Genomic DNA, 20,193 nt, shown 5'->3' on the forward strand with positions numbered 1-20,193 from the left:
AGGAACGCGCATATGACGGACGCCGACCCCGGGCTCTTCGGGCCCGCATCGGTCACCTGGCAGCTGCACGGTGACCCGATGATGTGGGTCGCCGGCGTACGCGCCCTGTACCTTCAGGCGCTCCACCCGCGCGCGGTGCGCGGCGTCATGCAGAACTCCGACTTCCGCGAGGACGCCTGGGGCCGCCTGATGCGCACGGCGGGGTTCGTCGGGACGATCACCTATGGGACGACCGATGCCGCCGAGAAGGCCGGAGCCCGGGTCCGGAAGATCCACCGGTTCCTGAAGGCCACCGACCCGCTGACCGGCGAGACGTACGGCGTCGACGAACCGGAGCTGCTGCTGTGGGTGCACTGCGCGGAGGCAGACTCCTATCTCCAGGTCGAACGGCGCTCCGGCTACCCGCTCACCGACGCACAGGCCGACCGGTACGTCGACGAACACCGTACCGGCGCCCGCCTCGTCGGCCTCGATCCGTCCGAAGTGCCCGCGACCACCGCGCAGCTCGCCGCCTATTTCGAGCGGATGCGGCCCCGACTGGCCTCCTCGCCCGAGGCGTTGGACGTCGACGCGTTCCTGCGCCGGCCCCCCGTCCACCCGCTGCTCGTACCGGCGCGCGCCGTACTGTGGCGGCGCGTGGCGGCCCTGGCCTACCAGTCGCTGCCCCCGTTCGCCCACGAGCTGTACGGCAGACCGGTGCCGCCCGTGGCCACCGTCGACCGTCGTCTTCGGACCACCGGAACCGCCCTGCGGGCCATTCCGTCGAGGCTCCGCTGGAAACTCCCGCCCGGTCACATTGTGAACGCGATGGCGCGACTCGGACCCGGCAGCCGCCCCACCCCGTACACACTGAAAAGGCAGGCAGCCATACTGGACGGGCCGGGGAGGGCGCAGCAACAGTAGGCGGAGCGACGGGGGCGACAGCAGGGATGGCGGAAACCAGGCTGATCCAGAGCCGGTACCGACTGCTCGATCTGATCGGGCGGGGCGGCATGGGCGAGGTGTGGCGTGCCCGTGACGAGTCGCTCGGCCGTCAGGTCGCCGTCAAATGCCTCAAACCGATGGGCCCGCAGCACGACCAGGACTTCACCCGCATCCTGCGTGAACGGTTCCGCCGGGAGGCCCGCGTCGCCGCCGCCCTCCAGCACCGGGGCGTCACCGTCGTCCACGACTTCGGTGAACACGAGGGCGTGCTCTATCTGGTGATGGAGCTTCTGGAGGGCCGTAACCTCAGCGAGCTCCTGGAGGACAACAAGCAGCTTCCACTGCCCGTCGACGACGTCGTCGACATCGCCGAGCAGGTCGCCGACGCCCTCGGGTACACCCATCAGCAGGGCATCGTCCACCGCGACCTCAAGCCCGCCAACATCATGCGGCTGGCCGACGGGACGGTGAAGATCTGCGACTTCGGCATCGCCAGGCTCGGCCACGACATGGCGGTCACCTCCCGTCTCACCGGCGTCGGCATCGCCATGGGGACCCCGCACTACATGTCGCCGGAGCAGATCAGCGGCGGTCAGATCGACCACCGCAGCGACCTGTACTCGCTGGGCTGCGTCCTGTACGAGATCGCCACCGGGGCACCGCCGTTCGACCTCGACGACGCCTGGGGCGTGCTCGTCGGACACCGTGACACCCCGCCCGAACCCCTGCGCACCCACCGGGCGGAACTGCCGGGGTTCTTCGACCGCGTCGTCCTGGAACTGCTCGCGAAGACGCCGGACCAGCGGCCGGCGGACGCCGGAGACCTGCGCCGCCGTATCGCCGTCGGCCGCACCGGCGAGCAGCCGCACCTGGAGCCGACCGGCCGGGTGCTGCTGGCGCCGCCGGCCCGCGTCGAACTGCCCGGTGGGCCCGCCGCCCTCGCGCCGCGCCTGCCCGACTGGACCCGCGGCATGACCACCGGGCACAAGGCGACCGGTACCGCGGCCATGCTGCCGGACTCGTTCGACCACTCGGCGGGCCTCACCGGTGCATGGACCACCGGCGTCGGACAGCCCGCCGCGGGGAGGCCGGCCGGTGCCGAGCGGCCCACCCCGGGACCGGAGCTCCTCTCTATACTCGCCAGCCGCCACAGCGCCGGCCTCAACCTCGGCAGGCTCGGCCACTGGGAGGAGGCGGGCGAGGTCCACCGCGCGGTCGCCGCCGAACGCGAGAGCGTCCTCGGGCCCGACCATCCCGACACGCTCTCCAGCCGGTACGAGGTGGGCTTCACCCTCAGCCGGACCGGACGGGCGACGGACGCGCTGCGGGAGTTCGACCGCGTCGCCCAGGGCCGTGAACGCAGCCTGGGCCCCGACCATCCGGAAACCCTCGCGGCCCGCCAGGAGACGGCGTACGTCCTGGGCCAGCTCGGCCGGCACTTCGAGGCCCACCAGCTGTACGCCGCCGTCCTCGCCTCCCGGGAACGCTCGATGGGGCCCGACCACCCGGACACGCTGCGCTGCCGCCACAACCTGGCGTTCAACCTCAGCAGGCTCGGGCGGCTGGAGGAGTCGTACGGCATGGCCCGCGACGTCGCGGAGGCGCGCGCCCGGCTGCTCGGTGCCGCCCACCCCGACACCCTCGTCACCCGCTACGAGGTCGGCTACACCCTGGGCCGGCTCGGCCGCTGGGCGGAGGCCCTGCAGACCTACCGGGAAGTCGTCCAGGCCCGTACGCAGGCGCTGGGCGCCGACCACCCCGACACGCTCGCGGCCCGCTACGAGGTCGGGATCAGCCTCGGGCGCCTGGGTCGCAGCACCGAGGCCCTGGAGCTCTACCGCGCGCTCGTCGAGGACCGGACCAGGGTCAGCGGCCCCGCCGATCCCGAGACCCTCCGCGCCCGCCACGGACTGGGCGTCAACCTGGGCCGGCTGGCCCGCTGGGAAGAGGCGCTGGCCGAGTCCCGCGAGGTCTGCGTGCACCGCGAACGCGTCCTGGGCGCCGACCACCCCGACACCCTCGTCAGCCGCCGCGAGGTCGCCGTCGGCCTCGGCTGGCTCGGCCGCTGGGCCGACGCCCTCACCGTCTACCGGCAGGTCGCCGAGGCACGGACCCGGATCCTCGGGGCCGACCACCCCGACACCCTCGCCGGCCGCAACGACGAGGCGCACTGCCTCGAACAGCTTGGCAGGGGCCACGAGGCCGTCGAGCTCTACCGGCAGGTGGCGGCGCTGCGACAGCAGCGGGGCATCCCGTCGCACTGAGCCCGACGCCCGGTGGGAGCCCGGACCTGGTCCGGGCCGCGCGTCCGTGTTACCAAGGGACATGCCCGTACGAGACAGCTATGACGCAGTGATCGTCGGCGGCGGCCACAACGGCCTCGTCGCCGCCGCCTACCTCGCCCGCGCCGGACAGTCCGTCCTGGTCCTGGAACGGCTGGGCACCACCGGGGGAGCGGCCGTCTCGACCCGTCCGTTCGCCGGGGTCGACGCCCGGCTGTCGCGCTACTCCTACCTCGTCTCGCTGCTCCCGCCGAAGATCGTCCGCGATCTCGGCCTGGACTTCGCGGTACGCAAGCGGACCGTCTCCTCGTACACCCCGGCCGTCCGCGACGGGCGCCCCACCGGGCTGCTGGTCGCCGGCGACCGCACCCGCGACTCCTTCGCCGCCCTCACCGGCTCGGACCGGGAGTACGAGGCCTGGCAGCGGTTCTACGGACGTACCGGGCAGGTCGCCGAGCGGGTCTTCCCGACGCTCACCGAACCGCTGCCCACCCGTGACGGGCTGCGGGAGCGGATCGACGACGCGGACGCCTGGCGGATGCTGTTCGAGGAACCCATCGGCGTGGGCGTCGAGAACACCTTCGACGACGACCTCGTCCGCGGCGTCGTCCTCACGGACGCTCTCATCGGAACCTTCGCCGACGCGCACGATGCCTCACTGCTCCAGAACCGCTGCTTCCTGTACCACGTGATCGGCGGCGGCACCGGCGACTGGGACGTCCCGGTCGGCGGCATGGGCGCGCTCACCGACGCTCTCGCCGGGGCCGCGCGCGCCGCCGGTGCGCAGATCCGCACGGGGCACGAGGCGGTCCGCATCGACACCGACGGGACGCACGCCGAGGTGACGGTGCGGACGGACAGCGGTGAGTCCACCGTCGGCGCGCGCCGCGTCCTGGTCAACGCCTCGCCGCAGGCCCTCGCCGCCCTCCTCGGCGAAGCGCCGCCGACGCCCGCCGAAGGTGCCCAGCTGAAGGTGAACATGCTGCTCACCCGGCTGCCCCGGCTCAAGGACCGGTCCGTGGACCCGCGTCAGGCGTTCGCCGGGACCTTCCACATCGCCGAGGGGTACGGGCAGCTGGCCGACGCCTACCGGGACGCGGCGGCGGGCAGGCTGCCCGCGGCCCCGCCCTCGGAGATCTACTGCCATTCGCTGACGGACCCCTCGATCCTCGGCGCGGATCTCGTCGCCCGCGGATACCAGACCCTGACGCTGTTCGGTCTCCACACCCCGGCGCGCCTCTTCGCCGCGGACAACGACAGCATCCGTGCCACGCTGCTCAAGGCGACGCTGGCCGAGCTCGACGCGCATCTGGAGGAGCCGCTCGCCGACTGCCTGGCGCTCGACGCGAACGGCGAGCCGTGCATCGAGGCGAAGACGCCGCTCGACCTCGAACGGGACCTGCGGCTGCCCGGGGGCCACATCTTTCACCGGGACCTCGCCTTCCCGTACGCCACACCGGAGACCGGCCGCTGGGGCGTGGAGACCGCGCACGCGAACGTCCTGCTCTGCGGGGCCGGGGCGGTGCGCGGCGGAGGGGTCAGCGGGGTCCCCGGCCACAACGCCGCGATGGCGGCGCTGGGCCGGTGACCGGCACCCGCTACTGACCGAACGCACCCCGCAGCGCGGCGATCTTGCGCGGCAGGTCGTACTCCGCGCCGCCCTCGTGCCCGTTGTACGTGAACACCTCGATCCGCGCCGGACCGGCATAGCGGTGGTAGGCGGCGAACACCGTGGACGACGGGCAGATCTTGTCCATCAGCCCCACCGAGAACCACGCCGGGGCGGTCGCCCTGGCCGCGAAGTTCACGCCGTCGAAGTACGACAGGGTCTCCATGGCCTCATCGATCCGGAAGCGGTGCCCGGACAGCCAGCGGGCGATCTCCGCGTACGGCCCGGAATCCGTGATCTGCGAGGCACGCCGGTAGTGGCAGAGGAACGGCACATCGGCGACGGCCGCCACGACGTCGTCCCGCAGTCCCGCCACGGCGAGCGCGAGGCCGCCGCCCTGGCTGCCGCCGAGCACCGCGACGCGGGAGGCGTCCACCGCGGGGTGCGCCTTCGCGGCGTCGACGGCCCGCACCGCGTCCGTGATCAGCCGGCGGTAGTAGTGCCGGTACGGGTCCTCGATGCCCCGGGTCAGGAAGCCGGGGGAGGAGGAGCCGTTCCCGTCCGGGCCGATGTCCACGGTGTCGGCGGTGTTCTTGCCGCCGCCGCCCTGCCCGCGGTTGTCCATCACCAGATGGGCGTAGCCCAGGGCGCTCCAGGTGAGCCAGGAGTACGGGATGCCGCGGCCGCCGTTGTACCCGATGTACTGCACGACGGCCGGCAGCGGTCCCGGGCGGTCCCGGGGGAGCAGCAGCCACGCCTTCACGGGCTGGCCGCCCCAGCCGCGGAACGTCACGTCGAACACGTCGACGGTGGCGAATCCGGCGTCGTACGGGACGAACTCGGCGTCCAGACCGTGGCGGGCCGTCTCGGTGAGCGTCTTCTCCCAGAAGGCGTCGAAGTCGGCCGGCTCCTCCGGCTCCGGCCGGTAGTCGCGCAGCCGGTCCAGGGGCATGTCGAACAGCAAGGGTCTAGCTCCTCTTCAGGGTGAGGTCGAGGGTTGCACCGTGGAGTTCAGTCGTGTCCGCGGTGATGCGGATGCCGGTGCCGGTCGGCGCCACCGCGATGCCCGGGTCGGCCGAGACGACGCTCAGATTGCGCCGGGCCAGGTCCAGCACGACGGAGGACCGCAGCTGGGTCGGGTCCGACAGTGAGACGGTGACCGTCTTTCCCTCGGGCCGGACGAGGACCGAGGCCGGTCCGTCCGCGGTGACTTCCTGTGCCGTTCCGGCGCCCCAGAAGTTCGCGGCGAGCAGCCCGTCCGCGCAGCGGCGCACCGCGTGCACGGCGGTCGAGCGGGCGACCAGCTTCACCGGGGGCGCCGACGACCACATCCTCGTCCGCTCGGCGGAGGCCATCGGTGCCTGCAGCCAGAAGTAGCCCGCCCCCTGCGGCGCGGTCCCGTGGTCCTGCCACAGCGTCAGATACGGGCGGGTCACGGAGGTGTCCGTGCCGTACTTGAGGTTGATCTCGCGCCAGGTCGCCGTCCGGTCCTCACGCAGACCGTGCAGGGTCACAGGCTCGGGGAAGACGTATCCGCCGGTCCCCGCGACATGCGCCCACCGCACCTGGTCCAGCCGAGCCGACCACCCGGTGTCCGCGGGGGCGGCCTGTCCGTTGACGAGGAGCGCCGCCGCCGGGTCCCGCAGCTTCCGGTTCTCCACGATCGTCTCGGCCGTGCCCGTGTCGGCACTGATTCCCGAGCCGACGCACGCGATGACGTCGTCGAGGCAGAACCAGCTCTTGAGGCCGTGCAGCGAACTGCCGAACGCCCGCAGCTCCATGCCGTAGGCGCCCAGCGTCGTCCCCGGCAGTGCGGCGCCGCCCGCCCAGTCGGCTGTGCTGGTGGTGCGCTGCCCCGCCGCGTCGGCGGGCCGGCCCGCGAGGACGGTGGTGCCGGGCAGCCGTGCGGGATCGACGGTGGGCCAGTAGTCCTCGCTGTAGTGGCCGAGGTCGTCGGTGTAGAGGAGCACCATGCCGTCGGAGAGGTGCCAGGCGTGCAGGTTCTCGTTCTGGATCGACTCGTAGTTGTAGATCCGCGACGAGTACGCGGAGATGCCGAGGGCGAACGAGGGCCGGTGGTGGGCCGCCTTGTCCATCCGGGGGTGCTGCTTGTGGGCGACCAGCGGGCCGCGCGCCGGAACCGGGGACGCGATGACGTTCCGGGCCGCGACGAGGGAGGCGAGGTCGGTGACGGCGAGGAAGTCGCGGTAGGTGTCCTCGGCGATCCACTGCTTGACCAGGGCGGTGAACCGGTCGGCGGTCTCACCGGGGAAGCTCGGGATCAGCCGGACCACCGCCTCGATGACCGTCTGCGCCGAGGCGTGGCCCTGCTTGCTGGGCCGGGCGATCTCGCGCCCGCACACCGACGCCATGACATCGCCGCGTGCCAGGAGCGGATCGAAGCCCTCGTCGACCCAGAGCCGGACGTTGTCGAGATCGGGATCGGTCACCGTCCACGCCGTTCCCGCCAGGAGGTTCAGCAGCCGGGACAGGTTGTTGAGCAGTTCCTTGCCGTAGCCGCCGTTGTACGGGTGCTTGTAGTGCTGGAGGAACGAGCCGTCGGAGTAGAAGCCCTCACCCGTGCCCTCGGACGCCGCGCTCGCGTCGTTGAAGGCGAGGACGCTGTTGGCGCCCGAACCCTCGACGTCCGAAAGAGCGTCACGGACCCGCACGAGGTCGTCGCCGCTGTCGCGGAGTACCGCGTTCACGGCGACCACGGTGGAGATCCACACGCGGTTGGCGCCGGTCGCGATCTGCCGGTCGGCCCGCCACAGGTTCGGGTCGGGCGTGTAGCCGCGGACGGCCGCGTTGATCCGGCCGAGGCGTTCCGTTCCGAGCACGTCGTACAGCAGCACGGCAGCGTCGTTGAGCGCGAGGGCGGAGCCGATCTCCCAGTCCCAGTCGTTGTCGAACCGGGTGTGGTCCGGCCCGTACCGGTTCGTCAGCATCCAGTCGATGCCCGCCAGGAGCAGGTCCCGCAGTGCGGTGTCGCCGTACTGGACGGTGCCGGGGACGGCCCACGCGGTCGCCACGGTCGCGAGGCGCTTGAACGACGTGGTGACGTGGTTGGAGAGCGTGGTGCTCGTCAGGTCGGGGAAGAGCCCGTCGGTACGGGACGGGTCCAGGCCGTTCGCCGACGTCGTCGAGGCCTTGCCGATCCGCGCCACGGCCGCGGCGACCCGTGCGTCCGTGAGGTCGAGGCCGGGGCCGCCGGTGAGGAGGGTGTGCCACCGGGTCCGGAGCGAAGCGGCGTCGTCGACCGGGTCCGCGGCGTGCGCGGTACCCGACGTGAGCGTGAGCGGCAGGGCGGCGGCCGCGCCGAGCGCCACCGCACCGGCGAGGACGGTACGGCGCGTGGTGCCCCTGGTGGTGCCTGGGTTCATGATGCGGGCCCTCACAGAAGGTGTCGGCGGTCGACGGCCGCGGCGAGCGCCGCGTGGCCGGAAGGACTGGGGTGGAGGCCGTCGCCGCTGTCGTACGCGGGCAGCAGCCGCTCCGGGTGGTCCGGATCGCGCAGGGCCGCGTCGAAGTCGGCCACGGCGTCGAAGACCCGGCCGGTCCGCACGGCGGCGTTGATCCGCTGCCGCACCGTCTCCAGCTCGGGCGTCCAGCGGGTCCAGCCGCCGAACGGGGCGATGGTCGCGCCGATCACGCGCAGTCCGGCGTCACGGGCGCGCAGCACCAGCTGCCGGTAGCCGGCCAGGACGAGCGCCGGGTCCATCTGGCTGGGCGGCTGCTGGAGGTCGTTGACCCCGAGGTGGACCAGAACGGTCCGCAGCCCGGGCAGGGACAGCACATCGCGGTCGAAGCGGGCCTGCCCGCCCGGCCCGAACCGGGCGTCGTCCAGCAGCACGCGGTTGCCGCTGATCCCGAGATCGGCGACCGCCGCGCCGGGCAGGCGCCTGGCCAGCTGATCGGGCCAGCGCAGATCGGAGTCGTCCGGCGTGCCGACGCCCTCCGCGATGGAGTCGCCAAGAACCGCGATGACCGGCCCGTGCGCGCCCGTCACCTCGACGCCCGTCAGCAGGAACACCGAAGTGGTGCGGACCCCGTCGACGTCGTGCGAGGCATGGGTGTTGCGGTGGAACGACAACGGGCCGGTGGGGCCCGGAAGTTCGGTCCGGATCGTCAGGAGGGAGGCTGCGGCGGCCCGCAGCCCCGCGACCGCGTCACTGGTCAACGAGGCACCCGCGGCAAGCCACGCCTGCCGCTGCCCGCCGAAGGTCACGGGCCTGCCGCCCGCGGTGACCGGACCGATGAGGACCGGCACCGTGCCGAAGGCGTGCCCGTAGCGCAGCCGGACCTGGCCGCCGGCCGACAGCCGCACGTGTGCGGTGAACGTGCCCTGTGTCAGCCCGGTGCTCGCCACCGTGTCGGTGGGCGTCGGCGCGGTCTGCGCCGTCGCCCACGACGTCGTCCAGCGCGAGCGGCGCGCACCGCTGCCCGGTCCCTCCGCGGCCTGCGCGCCCGGCGCCGCCGCCACGGCCGCGGCCAGCCCGGCCGCCGCTGTCAGTACCCCGCGTCTCGCGGGTCCCCGCCCGCTCACTGGGGGCACGCACCCGTCGGGGCGTACGCACTGCCGTAGGTGCCCACGGCGTCGCCGCCGGTGTTCCCGCTCATCGTGTTGGTGCAGACGGGGCCCTGCGGTGTGCGCATGAACTTGATGCCGCCGCCGGCGTTCCCGGTGATCGTGTTGCCGTAGACGCTGGTGTCGATGCCGTCGGTCGCGGTGTCACCACCGAGCCGGATGCCCGCGCCGGTGTTGTCGTGAATCGTGTTGTAGCGGAAGATGTTGCCGCTGCCGCGCGCGTCGAGCCCGCCGGAGCTGGAGTCCTTCTGCTGACTGCAGTCGTTGTACTCGACGTAGTTGTTGGTCGCGTTCTCCTTCACGTCGACGCACTCGTTGCCCCGGGTGGCGATCGTGTTGTGGTGGATGCGGTTGTTCCTGCTGATGTCGGGGGCGGCGTCCGGTGCCCCGTTCGCACCCTGCTGCTCCGGAGCCGTACCGAGGTAGATGCCCTCGCCGTTCTTGCCTCCGCCACCGAACTTGAAGTCGGCGACTCCGCAGTCGGTGATGGTGTTCTCCGAAATGTCGGCGCCGGTCACCAGGTAGCGAACGCGCAGACATTCGTCGGCGGCGTTCTTCAGCGTCATTCCGGTGATGCGCAGACCGCCCACACCGTTCCCGGGAGTCGTGCTCATGACATATATGAGCTTGAGGCGGTACCCCGCCACATCGGTGGACGACCCGTGCAGTCCGTCGACGGTGAATCCGTTCAGCGTCGTCGAGTCGTGCTGCACCTGGATGATCCGCGCGTCGCCCGCCCCCTTCACCACGGCGTTCGCCGGGCCGGTGATCGTGACGCCGGCGCGTTTGGTCACGACGTCCTGCCGGTACGTGCCGGCGGCGAGGTTCACCACCGCGCCCGTCGGCGCCAGATCGACCGCCTTCTGGATCGTGGCGAGCGGGGAGCCCGCCGACGTACCGGAGTTGCTGTCGCTGCCGGACGGCGACACGTAGTAGGCGGTGGCGGCGGCAGCGGCCACCGACGGCGGAGGGAGGACGAGCGGGGCGCCGACGGCGAGCGCGGCGACGAGGGCGGTACGCAGTGCGTGGCTCATGGGGTGTGCCTCCTGGGATCAGCGAAGGACAGAGCGAGCAGTACGGGAATGCTCGGGCCGAGCAGCAGTGGCCCCAGCGGTACGAAGAGCGAGAGGAGCACGGCGGAGACCACCGCGCCGAGCAGGGCGGTGCCCCGGGCGGCCGAACCGAAGCCGAGCGCCAGTGCGCCCCGGGTCCAGGCGCGGACCGTGCCGCCCGGGGCCCGGCCGGCTTCGGCCGCGAACGCCACATGGTGGATGACCAGGGCGGCCGCGATGCCCACCTGGGCCGCGAGCAGCACGAAGGTCCACGGCTCCGAACGGCCCAGCAGATGGACGATGTTGGCGGCCAGTACACATCCGGCCGCCGTGGAGACGAGGGAATGGCGCCACAGCGCCCGCCAGTACCGCGGGAAGGCCGTGAACGTATGGACGAAGGCGCGGCTGTCCCCTTCGGCCCGCCACCGCTGGAGCCCGTGCGCCATCGCGGCGAGCGCGGGCAGCCAGGTCACCACCCCCAGCGACAGCAGGGCGAACGCGGCGCCGGCTGCGGCCGGGTAGGCCACGAACTCCAGCCGCCGCAGCAGCGTCGGCCAGCCGGACGAGAGAGTAGCCTGCATGATCAGCCGACCTTTCCTGTGTACGGTTGCGCCACGTCGAGGAGCACCTTGCCGCCCAGCTCCAGCCGGGTCGCCGCCACGACGTGGGGTGCGTCGCCCGTGGTGAGCAGTACGGCTGCCGCGTCGGCGCGTACCTCTTCGGTGCGGATCCGCCGGGTGACGGGGGAGAGCAGCACGGTCTCGGTTCCGAAGGTCACGCCCTGGCCCTCCGCGCACGGGACCCGGGTGGCGTCCGTCTCCGTTCCCGGGGCGATCGTGGTGAGGAACAGTCCCTCCGCCGACCGCGTCGTGGTCGAGCGCAGGGTGTGCAGGGTCCGGGTGAGGCGCAGTTCCGGCGTGCTCGACGTCGGATTGGCCTCCACCTCGGTCACCTCCGCGATGACACGGCCATCAGCGGGTGCGAACTGCCGCAGCCGCGCCGAGGCCGCCCCGGAGCGGATCAGCCGGCTGCCGTCCTGCTGCGGCTCGGTCGGCCGGTCGGTCTGAAGGAGGAACGTCCACTCCCGCGCCGCGTCCGCCTCGGCGAGGTCCAGCAGCACCAGGCGCCCCGACGGCGTGAACACCAGCGTCCGGTCGAGCCGCCGCACCCCCAGTCCGGGGTCGTACATCGCGGCGATCTCCGCCGTGGCGTGGGCCCACCCGCAGTCGTCGGAGACGAGCACGTCGCGCTGCCGGGCCTGCCGCTCGAAGGGGATGTCCCGGTACACGTGGTACCGGTCCTCGTCCGCGTACCCCTGCCCGTCCACCAGCAGCAGATTGTGGTGCGCGGCCCGCTTGCGGTTGCTGTAGCCCTCGTCCACGGCGAGGAACGCACCCTGCGACACGAACACGAACGAGCCCGAATCGGGGTGGTGGTGACCCTGGTTCAGGGTGTCCCACCCCTTGTCGACCCGGTGTTTCTCGGCAGTCTCCCACGCCCGGTGACCACCACCCGGGCTGGCCTTGAACGACACCAGCGTGGCGTCGTCGTCCCAGCCCGTGCGCGCGGCCAGCAGCCCGAGATCGGGGAAGAACGCCCGCGTCCCGGTGGGCCGGGCGGCCGGCACCGACGGGTCGTACCAGAGGTATTCGAGGTAGGCCTCCGGCAGGATGCCCGGCCGTACCCCGCTCCCGGCCGCCTCCGGCCACAGCAGTTCGCCCGAGGCGAGATCGCCCATCCACTGGGCCTCGGGGATCGCGTACTGGGCGGCGAGCCGGTAGTAGAGACCGGCGCTGTGGCCGCTGCGCCGGTCGTGGCAGTCGCCGTGGTCGACGTTGAACGCGAAGCCGGGTGCCGTCTGGTGCAGCCGGTAGCGGAACGTCCGTGACATGAACCCGCCCCGGTCCCACCAGTCGATGCCCTCCGCCTCCTTGAGGAGGTCCAGGTGGGCGGCGAGGAACGGGACACCGTAGCGCCAGTAGACGACGCCCTCGGCGTGCGATCCGTCCTGCGGCATCAGGTCCAGGACGGTCCCGAGATTGTCCTTGGCGCGCTCGGTCCACGCCTCCTTGCCCAGCACGTACCCGGCCGTCGCCAGACCCGCGTAACAGATCCAGTTGTGGTTCTGCCAGTACGACGACGACCACCAGCGGCCCTCGCTCGCCACCGCGAACTCGTACATCCGCCGCCCCTGGAGCAGCAGCTTGTACCGCAACAGCGCCCGCACCCCGTCCGGCAGGTCGTCCCCGATCCACCGGTACGCCAGGGCCAGATGGTGCAGCAGCCAGCCGGCGTCCAGGTCGTGGTCCGGCATGTGCGCCCGGCCCCAGTGCGGCAGCCGCACCGCGGCCTCGATCCAGCGCAGGCTCTCCGCCAGATGCGCCGGGTCGCCGCCGACCCGGTGGGCCAGGGCAGGGTTGGAGGCGGCCGGGCCGAGCCACGTGATGCTGGCCAGGGGGTGCGTACGGGGCGGGGTCAGCCCGCGGTGGCGGGCGGCCTCCTCGTACAGCCGCACCTCCTGCGCGGGACGCGCGCCGGGCGGCGGGGTCGCCGAGAGCAGCAAGGGTCAGTCCTCCGTCCGGAACCGTGCGGTGCTGCCGTCTGCCAGGCAGACCGTCAGCCCGTCGCCGTCCAGCCGTACGTCGGTGACCGCGGGTCCGGCCGATGCCGCCTGGTACACCGAGGCGAACGTGACCCGGTCGGTGTCGGCGGTGAAGTCCACCCGGGTCCGTGTGCGTTGCGGATCGTCTGCCGTGCCGGGACCCGGCCGGGTCACCGGGCGCACCGGCGCCTCGGCGCGGTGCGTGTGCCAGCCGTGCAGCGTCTCGTCGCCGTACCAGGTGGTGCGCGCCGCGCCCGCCGCCTGCACCTGAACGTCCAGCGCGGTGCCGGGGCGCAACTGGGCGGTGATGTGCCGGGACTCCGTGGCCGTCACGGTCAGCAGGTCCACCAGACAGCCGTTGCCCGCCACGATGCGCCGGACCGCCCGCACCCCCTCGTACGCCGTGGTCACCTCGGCGGTGACGGAGCGGTCGTCCGAGGCGAGCAGCGCTCCCGTGCACTCCGCCTGCTCGCTGCCGTCCACGCGGAACGCGGGATGGGCCTCGGTCGACGCGTACAGATCACGGAACTCGGCGTGCGCGTACGGCACCTGGCCCGGATCGGGCTGCCATGGGGTCGTATCGCCGTAGAGATAAAGAGACAGTTTGTCCCGGTGGCCGTGCGAACCGCCGTGCGGGCCGAAGTCGAGCAGCGCGTGGATGCCCGCGACGCGCAGCACCGCATAGCCCGCGGCACCGAACAGCGTGAGCGCGCCGGGCGCCGGGCGCTCCGGCAGGGGCGGCCCGGCGAACCAGCCGCCCAGCTCCCGGTCCAGCCCGTCGTCGCCGGCACCCAGCTCGGCACGGGCCCGCGCGGCGACCGTGTCCAGCGCGCCCGAAGGAACCAACTGCTGCGCCAGAGCCACCAGTTCCAGCCACTCAAGAGCCAGTGGGTCACGCAGGTACGGCCCGTCGTGAAGCGCCGGAAGGATCCCGCCCGGCGTGGCGATCGCCGCCAGAACATCCGTCATTCCCGCCAGCACGCCCCTCACGTCCGCCGGGACCGCCGCCGGATCGGTGCCCCGCAGGGCCAGCAGCGCGGCCCGCAGCACGAACCCGTGGTAGTAGGTGCTGCCCTCCCACTCCCAGCCGTCCTCGGCGACCGCGACCCGCAGATGCGCGTACAGCCCGCTGTCGCCCTCCAGCCACTCCTTGCGCCCGTCCCACTCCTGCCCGCGTACCGCCGCGGCTGCGCGCCCGGTGGCGGCGCCCGCGGCATTGAGCCACGCGGTGTAGTTCGAGGCGAGCTGGCCCTTGCCGATCAGTACGGCGCGGGCGTCGAGTGCTGCCCGCTCCAAGGAGTCCAGCAGCGGCAGCATCCCGGACAGGTCGTCCGTGCCGTGCTCGGCGAGCGTCATGACGGTGTGGCCGATGTTCACCGCCCAGATCGCGTCGGTCAGCGCCTGGTGGAAGAGACGGCCGCGCAGCATCCAGCCCTGCGCCTCACCGTGCTGAGCGGTGGCCAGCTCCTCGTACAGAGCGGTGTACTCCACCAGCCGCGCCACCGCCTCCACGCGCTCGCCCCGGTGGGCGAGCACCCGCAGATGCCGCGCCCACGCCTGGTGCGACAGCACCAGCCAGGCGCCGCGCACCGCTTCGTCGTCCACCCGGCAGCCGTACGAACACCGCGCACCGCCCTCGGGGAACACCCCGCCGAGCACATCGCCGTGGTCCAGCTCCACCCCGTGCGCCGGGCAGACGTACGCGTGCCACCAGCCGCCGCGCTCCCGGGCGATCCGCCTCAACGCGGCCATACGCCACCGTCGATGTCCACCGTGGTCGCGGTGAGGAAGCCGGACGAGGGGGAGGCCAGGTGCACGACGGCCGAGGCGACGTCCTCGGGCGTGCCGGCCCGGCCCACCGGGATGCCTGCCTCCATCGCTTCCTGCGCCGCCGGCGCGGTGAACGTGTCATGGAAGGCGGTGCCCTTGATGAAACCCGGGGCGACCGTGTTCACCGTGATGCCGCTGCCGCCGAGCTCCTTGGCAAGGCCCTTGGTGAAGCCCCGGATGCCGGCCTTGGCGGCCGCGTAGGCGACCGAACCGGGGCCGCCGCCGTTGTGCGCGGCCAGCGAGGACATCGTGATGACGCGTCCGGCGGACGACTCCTTCAGATGCGGCAGCGCCGCCCGCACCGTACGGAACGTCGAGGTCAGGTTGGTGTCGATGACCTGGCCGAAGTGCTCGTCGGACATCTCGGCGATGGTCGCCCGCCCGATCAGATGACCGGCGTTGCAGACCAGGACGTCCAGCCCGCCGAGGAATCCGGTGGCCTCCTCGACCAGGCGGTCCACCTCGGCCGTCACCGTCGCGTCGGCCTGGAACGCCTTGGCCTTGCGGCCGAGCGCCTCGATCGCGGAGACCGTCTTCGCGGCCTCGTCGGCTGAGGAGTGGTAGTGGACGGCGACATCGGCGCCGGCCTCGGCCAGGGCGACGGCGATGGCGCGGCCGATGCCGTGGCCCGCCCCGGTCACCAGCGCGCGGGAACCTTGGAGATCAGCAGACATGGGGGGTAACCCTTTCGATAACCGGCCCTTGAGGACCGGGACCGGTCACTTGAGACCGGCGGTGGCGAAGCCCTGCACGAAGTAGCGCTGGCCGATCAGGAAGAGAACGACCATGGGCAGGGTGGCGAGCGTGGTGCCCGCCATCAGGAAGTGCCACTGGGGGCCGTTCTCCGTCTTGAAGACGGAGAGCCCCACCTGGATGACCCGCAGACTGTCCGTCCGGGTCACCAGCAGCGGCCACAGGAAGTTGTTCCAGGACGACTCGAAGGTCAGCAGCGCCACCGTGATGAGCGCGGGCTTGACCTGCGGCGTCATGATCCGGGCGTAGATCCGGAACTCGCCCAGACCGTCCAGCCTGGCGGCCTCCTCCAGCTCCACCGGAAGATCCAGGTAGAACTGCCGGAAGAGGAAGACGGCGAACGGGGTGACCGCACCTGGCACGATCAGCGCCCACCAGGTGTCGAGCCAGCCGCTGCCGCCCTGGCCGAAGAGGTCGTTCCCGCCGGCCAGCGGCATGAAGCGGACGATCAGGAACTCGGGCAGCACCTTGGTGTAGGTGGGGATCATCAGGGCCGCGATGAAGAGGTAGAAGATGACCTCGCTGCCCCGGAATCTGATCCGGGCCAGCGCGTACCCCGCCATCGAGGCGATCACCAGGTTCAGCACGGTGTGGCTGGTCGCGATGATGAAGCTGTTGCGGGCGTACGTGGCGAAGGGGGCGGCCTTCAGCGCCTCGCTGTAGTTGCTGAAGTCCCAGTGCTCCGGCAGCAGTCCGGCGTCCTGGGACGCGATCTCGACCGGAGACTTGAGAGAGGTCAGCACCATCCAGACGAACGGCACGACCATCAGCAGGGAGATCACGGACAGCGTCACGTAGAGCGCGATCCGGCCGGCGGTGAGCGGCTTCCGCTGCGCCACCGGGTGGGGCGTGTGCCCGACCCCGGGCTTGTGCAGCTCAGTTGTGGCCACGGGTACCTCCCATGATCCGCCGGTTGACCAGGGTGAAGCCCATCAGCAGGACGAACAGCACCAGGGACTGGGCGCTGGCGTAGCCGACGCGGAACTCCCGGAATGCGGACTTGTAGATCTCGTACGTCATCATCGTGGTGCTGTTGGCCGGCCCACCCTCGGTGAGGATGTAGATCTGGTCGAACGCCTGGAACGCGGTGATCATCGAGGTGATGAGCACGAAGAACGTCGCGGGCTTCAGCAGTGGCAGCGTGATCGAGAAGAACTGCCGGGCCTTGGACGCGCCGTCCACCGATGCCGCCTCGTACAGTTCCCTCGGCAGCGACTGGAGCGCGGCCAGGTAGATGAGCATCTTCATGCCGATGCCCTGCCAGACCCCGACCAGGATCACCGAGGGCAACGCCCAGGTGGTCGACGAGAGCCAGGCCGGACCGTCGATCCCGAGAGACGAGAGCAGGGCGTTGAGCAGCCCGTTGTTCGGGTTGTAGATCCACAGCCAGACCAGGGCGATCGCTACGGTGGCGGTGACCTGCGGAAGGAAGATCGCGGTACGGAAGATCCCGCGCGCCTTCAGACCCGTGTGCAGGGCGAGTGCCAGCAGCAGCCCCAGCATCATGCCGAACGGCACGGTGAAGAAGGTGTAGATGACGGTGTTGACGATGGACTTGCGGAACACCGCGTCGTCCATCATCTCCTTGAAGTTGTCCAGCCCCACGAACTGCGGCGGCGTCAGCACGTCGTACTTCGTGAAGGCGAGGAAGACCGAGGCGACGACCGGCAGGCCGATCCAGAGGGCGGCGTGCAGCAGCGCGGGGGCCACCATCAGCATGCCGGCCCGCTGCCGGCGGCGACCCGGGCCCGTGGGGGTCCTGTCGGTCCGCCGCTTGGCGGGCCGGGTCTTCTCAGGCGGAGAAGGCGGCCGCGCGGGCCGTGCCTTCAGTACGGATACAGCTCCCACAGTGGCGCCTCACATCCGGCCGATGGCGGCTTCGGCGAGACGGCCGAGTTCCGCGATGGCATCCTTCGCGGACTGGTTGCCCACGATCGCGGGCTCCAGCGTCGGCTTGATCTTCTCGCGGATCTCCATCCAGGCCGCGGTACCGCCCTCGGAGCAGGCGGCGCTCATGTTCTGGAGCGAGAGATCGACGAACTTGTTCTCCTTCACGTACCCGGACTCGTTGAGGTCCTTGAGCCCCGGAACCGAACCGCGCTGCTTCGCGGCGCCCAGGATCGAGTCGGGGGTCGCGAGGTACTCGACCAGGGCGCGCGCCGCCGCCGGGTGCTTGGAGCTCGCCGACTGGGTGACGAGCGTGCCGCCCTGGAGCATCGCCGGCTTGCGGTTGGCCAGGATGAACGCGCCGAGCGTGTCGTCCTTCAACAGCTCCGGGTTCTGGGTGCGGACCTGCTCCCACAGGGCGCTCGTCGTCATCATCATCGACGCCTTGCCCGTCTGGACGTTCGACGGTGCACCGGCGTCCGTCTTCTTCGTGTAGTCGGCGGAGCCGTCCGCGGACAGGTCCTTGAAGAACTGGAGCGCCTCGACGCCCCGGTTGTCGGTGAACAGCACCTTCTTGCCGTCGGCGCTGAACAGCTGACCGCCGTTGGCGAACAGGAAGGTCTCCCAGCACTGGCGCAGATCGATGGAGAACGGGTCGAATCCGATCCGGCCGTCCTTCGTCAGCTGCTTGGCGACGGCACGCAGTTCCGCCCAGTTCGCCGGGGTCTTCCTGATGCCGGCCTCGGCGAAGTGGTCCTTGCGGTACACGACGATGCGGGTGTCCAGGACGACCGGCAGGGCGTAGAGCTTGCCGTCGTAGCGCGACGGCTCCAGCACCCGCTCCTCGTAGTCGTGCGCGGTGGCGAACTTCTCCGGCAGCGGCGCGATGGCCTTCTTCGCCGCGAACGGCGGGATCCACCCGACGCCCATCATCATCACGTCGGGCAGCAGCCCGCCGGCCATACCCGTGGTGATCTTCTCGTTGAGCTGCGCGTACGTGGTGTAGTCCACGTTCACCTTGACGTCCGGATACTTCTTCCGGAAGCCGCCGAGGATCTCCTTCTCCAACAGCGTCTTGCCGTTGGCGCCTTCGTAGATCGGGGTGAGCAGCGTGATCTCGCCCTCGGCGGGACCGTCGGCGGAGCCTGCGGCCGTGGAGCCGGTGCCGCAGCCCGAGAGCGCGGCCGCAGCCGTACCTGCGCCGATGGCGGCGAGCAGCGACCGTCGTTTGAGTTCCATTGGGCACCCCTTTTGAGGTGGAGGCAGTGGATCGATCCAGCGATGGCATCCCGGCCATGGCTGGGAAGCGCTGGTAAATCGATGCACTGAGACTAGGAACGCCTCGAGAGGCGCGTCAACAGCTGATGCACAACAATTTTCCGGCAAGTTAACGGGTGTACCGGTGAAGAGAGTTCAGTAAATCGGTACACTAGTGTGGCTGAACACGTTCCGAACCGGAGGTGGCATGAGCGGGGTAACGATCCATCAGGTCGCGGAGGCTGCGGGTGTCTCCGCCAGCACCGTGTCGAACGTCCTCAACGGACGCACGGACCGTATGCAGGCGGCGACCCTGGCCCGGGTGGAGCAGGTGATCGAGCAGCTCAGCTACCGGCCCAACCGGGCTGCCCGCATGCTGCGCACCGGCCGGATCAAGGTCATCGGCCTGATCGTGCCGTCCGTCGCCAACCCCTTCTGGGGGGCGCTCGCCCGGGAACTGGAGGCCATCGCGCTGGCCGAGGGGTACCACGTACTGCTCTGCAACAGCGAGCGCGATCCCGCCCGTGAACTCAAGTACGGGGAGGAACTGCTGGCCGACGGGGTCAGCGGTGTGGTGCTCTGCTCGTCGCTGCCGTCGCTCGATCATGTGGCCCCGCTGCTCAGCCGCGGTCTGAAGATGGTGGCCTTCGACCGCACCGCCCAGGCGGGCGATCCGCCGTCACTGGCCTCCATCAGCGTCGACAACGCGATGGGCGCCGAGCTCGCCACCCGTCATCTGCTGGAACTGGGGCACCGCCGGCTGGCGTTCGTCTCCGGCTCGGTCAACAGCGTCAACCGCCGTGAGCGGCTGCGCGGCTTCCGCGCCGCCCTGGAGTCGGCGGGCCTCGACCCTGCCGACGCGATCGTGTGGCCCGGCGCCGACACCGCCGAGTTCGGCGACAAGGACGCCGCCGAACTGGGACGCAGGGCCGCCCGCGAACTCCTCTGCGGGCCGCGTCCGCCCACCGCCTTCGTCGCCATCAACGACATGTGCGCCATCGGGATCTGCCGGGGCGCGAAGGACGCCGGCCGCAGCGCGGGGCAGGACGTGTCCGTGGTCGGGTTCGACGACATCCTGCTCGCCGACCTCTTCGAACCGCCGCTGACCACGGTCCGCCAGCCGCTGCCGGAAATGGCGGCCGAGACGTTCCAGCAGCTGCGTTCCCGTATCGACTCGGCGCCGGTCGCCGGGCGCTCGCTCCTGATCAGGCCGCGGCTGGTGGTCCGGGAGTCGACGGCGCCCGCACCCGCGGAGGTGGCGGCGCCGGACGACGTGCTCGCGCGCAGCTGACCTGGCGGCGCGCACCCCCGCACCGCGCCGTCCCGCGGACGGACGACACGAGGACACCGTCCGGGAGACGGTGCCCTCGCGCCGGTGGCCGGCGGGCGTCCCGGGGTGGCGCACCCCG

The 20,193-nt window shown here is 71.5% G+C and carries 15 protein-coding genes; 4 read left to right on the top strand and 11 right to left on the bottom strand.

Annotated features, from left to right (window positions below):
* Positions 1–12 precede the first annotated feature (12 nt).
* From OG959_RS37470 to OG959_RS37480, 3 genes are all read left to right on the top strand, one after another.
* On the top strand, positions 13–903 hold the full coding sequence (locus OG959_RS37470; RefSeq protein ID WP_326665777.1) for an oxygenase MpaB family protein: 891 nt from the start codon (positions 13–15) through the stop codon (positions 901–903).
* A gap of 26 nt (positions 904–929) precedes the next feature.
* Positions 930–3,188, top strand: coding sequence for a serine/threonine-protein kinase (locus OG959_RS37475; protein WP_326665779.1), 2,259 nt, complete (start codon positions 930–932; stop codon positions 3,186–3,188).
* 61 nt (positions 3,189–3,249) lie between these two features.
* A complete protein-coding gene (locus OG959_RS37480) occupies positions 3,250–4,794 on the top strand; it encodes a phytoene desaturase family protein (protein ID WP_326665781.1) in 1,545 nt (514 codons plus the stop codon).
* A gap of 10 nt (positions 4,795–4,804) precedes the next feature.
* On the opposite strand, the gene OG959_RS37485 is transcribed toward OG959_RS37480, so the two are convergent.
* The 11 genes from OG959_RS37485 to OG959_RS37535 all read right to left on the bottom strand — a co-directional run bounded on the left by OG959_RS37485 (position 4,805) and on the right by OG959_RS37535 (position 18,766).
* A complete protein-coding gene (locus OG959_RS37485) occupies positions 4,805–5,779 on the bottom strand; it encodes an acetylxylan esterase (RefSeq protein WP_326665783.1) in 975 nt (324 codons plus the stop codon).
* A 4-nt stretch (positions 5,780–5,783) separates the two neighbouring features.
* The gene (locus tag OG959_RS37490) at positions 5,784–8,198 is read right to left on the bottom strand and encodes a polysaccharide lyase 8 family protein (RefSeq protein WP_326665785.1); all 2,415 of its coding nucleotides are present in this window, start codon (positions 8,196–8,198) and stop codon (positions 5,784–5,786) included.
* A gap of 11 nt (positions 8,199–8,209) precedes the next feature.
* Entirely contained in the window at positions 8,210–9,361 is a 1,152-nt protein-coding gene (locus OG959_RS37495) for an SGNH/GDSL hydrolase family protein (protein ID WP_326665787.1), read from the bottom strand.
* The gene (locus OG959_RS37500) at positions 9,358–10,437 is read right to left on the bottom strand and encodes a right-handed parallel beta-helix repeat-containing protein (protein ID WP_326665789.1); all 1,080 of its coding nucleotides are present in this window, start codon (positions 10,435–10,437) and stop codon (positions 9,358–9,360) included. The genes OG959_RS37495 and OG959_RS37500 overlap by 4 nt, the downstream gene beginning before the upstream one ends.
* Positions 10,434–11,036: a DUF624 domain-containing protein gene (locus OG959_RS37505; protein ID WP_326665791.1), complete on the bottom strand. Its 603-nt coding sequence runs from the start codon at positions 11,034–11,036 to the stop codon at positions 10,434–10,436. Before OG959_RS37505 ends, OG959_RS37500 begins: the two co-directional genes overlap by 4 nt.
* A gap of 2 nt (positions 11,037–11,038) precedes the next feature.
* Positions 11,039–13,018 (bottom strand): hypothetical protein, encoded by a 1,980-nt coding sequence (locus OG959_RS37510; RefSeq protein WP_326665793.1) that lies wholly within the window; start codon positions 13,016–13,018, stop codon positions 11,039–11,041.
* A 3-nt stretch (positions 13,019–13,021) separates the two neighbouring features.
* A complete protein-coding gene (locus OG959_RS37515) occupies positions 13,022–14,809 on the bottom strand; it encodes a heparinase II/III domain-containing protein (protein WP_326665795.1) in 1,788 nt (595 codons plus the stop codon).
* Complete coding sequence (locus OG959_RS37520) at positions 14,797–15,561, bottom strand: SDR family NAD(P)-dependent oxidoreductase (RefSeq protein ID WP_326665797.1); 765 nt, start codon at positions 15,559–15,561, stop codon at positions 14,797–14,799. The genes OG959_RS37515 and OG959_RS37520 overlap by 13 nt, the downstream gene beginning before the upstream one ends.
* Before the next feature lie 45 nt (positions 15,562–15,606).
* Positions 15,607–16,530: a carbohydrate ABC transporter permease gene (locus OG959_RS37525; RefSeq protein ID WP_326665798.1), complete on the bottom strand. Its 924-nt coding sequence runs from the start codon at positions 16,528–16,530 to the stop codon at positions 15,607–15,609.
* Positions 16,517–17,359 (bottom strand): carbohydrate ABC transporter permease, encoded by an 843-nt coding sequence (locus OG959_RS37530; RefSeq protein WP_326665799.1) that lies wholly within the window; start codon positions 17,357–17,359, stop codon positions 16,517–16,519. Before OG959_RS37530 ends, OG959_RS37525 begins: the two co-directional genes overlap by 14 nt.
* A 138-nt stretch (positions 17,360–17,497) precedes the next feature.
* Positions 17,498–18,766, bottom strand: coding sequence for an ABC transporter substrate-binding protein (locus OG959_RS37535; protein WP_326665800.1), 1,269 nt, complete (start codon positions 18,764–18,766; stop codon positions 17,498–17,500).
* Between the two features lie 226 nt (positions 18,767–18,992).
* Here OG959_RS37535 and OG959_RS37540 point away from each other — a divergent pair, with 226 nt between their 5' ends.
* On the top strand, positions 18,993–20,075 hold the full coding sequence (locus OG959_RS37540; protein WP_326665801.1) for a LacI family DNA-binding transcriptional regulator: 1,083 nt from the start codon (positions 18,993–18,995) through the stop codon (positions 20,073–20,075).
* Positions 20,076–20,193: the final 118 nt, after the last annotated feature.

Origin of the sequence: Streptomyces sp. NBC_00385 (assembly GCF_035917155.1) — a bacterium.
Taxonomy (GTDB): Bacteria; Actinomycetota; Actinomycetes; order Streptomycetales; family Streptomycetaceae; genus Streptomyces; species Streptomyces poriferorum.

Excerpts from the sequence above, each read along its gene's own strand:
- OG959_RS37470 (WP_326665777.1), top strand. The coding sequence starts at position 13 with ATGACGGACGCCGACCCCGGGCTCTTCGGGCCCGCATCGGTCACCTGG.
- OG959_RS37475 (WP_326665779.1), top strand. The coding sequence starts at position 930 with ATGGCGGAAACCAGGCTGATCCAGAGCCGGTACCGACTGCTCGATCTG.
- OG959_RS37480 (WP_326665781.1), top strand. The coding sequence starts at position 3,250 with ATGCCCGTACGAGACAGCTATGACGCAGTGATCGTCGGCGGCGGCCAC.
- OG959_RS37490 (WP_326665785.1), bottom strand. The coding sequence starts at position 8,198 with ATGAACCCAGGCACCACCAGGGGCACCACGCGCCGTACCGTCCTCGCC.
- OG959_RS37500 (WP_326665789.1), bottom strand. The coding sequence starts at position 10,437 with ATGAGCCACGCACTGCGTACCGCCCTCGTCGCCGCGCTCGCCGTCGGC.
- OG959_RS37505 (WP_326665791.1), bottom strand. The coding sequence starts at position 11,036 with ATGCAGGCTACTCTCTCGTCCGGCTGGCCGACGCTGCTGCGGCGGCTG.
- OG959_RS37515 (WP_326665795.1), bottom strand. The coding sequence starts at position 14,809 with ATGGCCGCGTTGAGGCGGATCGCCCGGGAGCGCGGCGGCTGGTGGCAC.
- OG959_RS37520 (WP_326665797.1), bottom strand. The coding sequence starts at position 15,561 with ATGTCTGCTGATCTCCAAGGTTCCCGCGCGCTGGTGACCGGGGCGGGC.
- OG959_RS37530 (WP_326665799.1), bottom strand. The coding sequence starts at position 17,359 with ATGCTGATGGTGGCCCCCGCGCTGCTGCACGCCGCCCTCTGGATCGGC.
- OG959_RS37535 (WP_326665800.1), bottom strand. The coding sequence starts at position 18,766 with ATGGAACTCAAACGACGGTCGCTGCTCGCCGCCATCGGCGCAGGTACG.
- OG959_RS37540 (WP_326665801.1), top strand. The coding sequence starts at position 18,993 with ATGAGCGGGGTAACGATCCATCAGGTCGCGGAGGCTGCGGGTGTCTCC.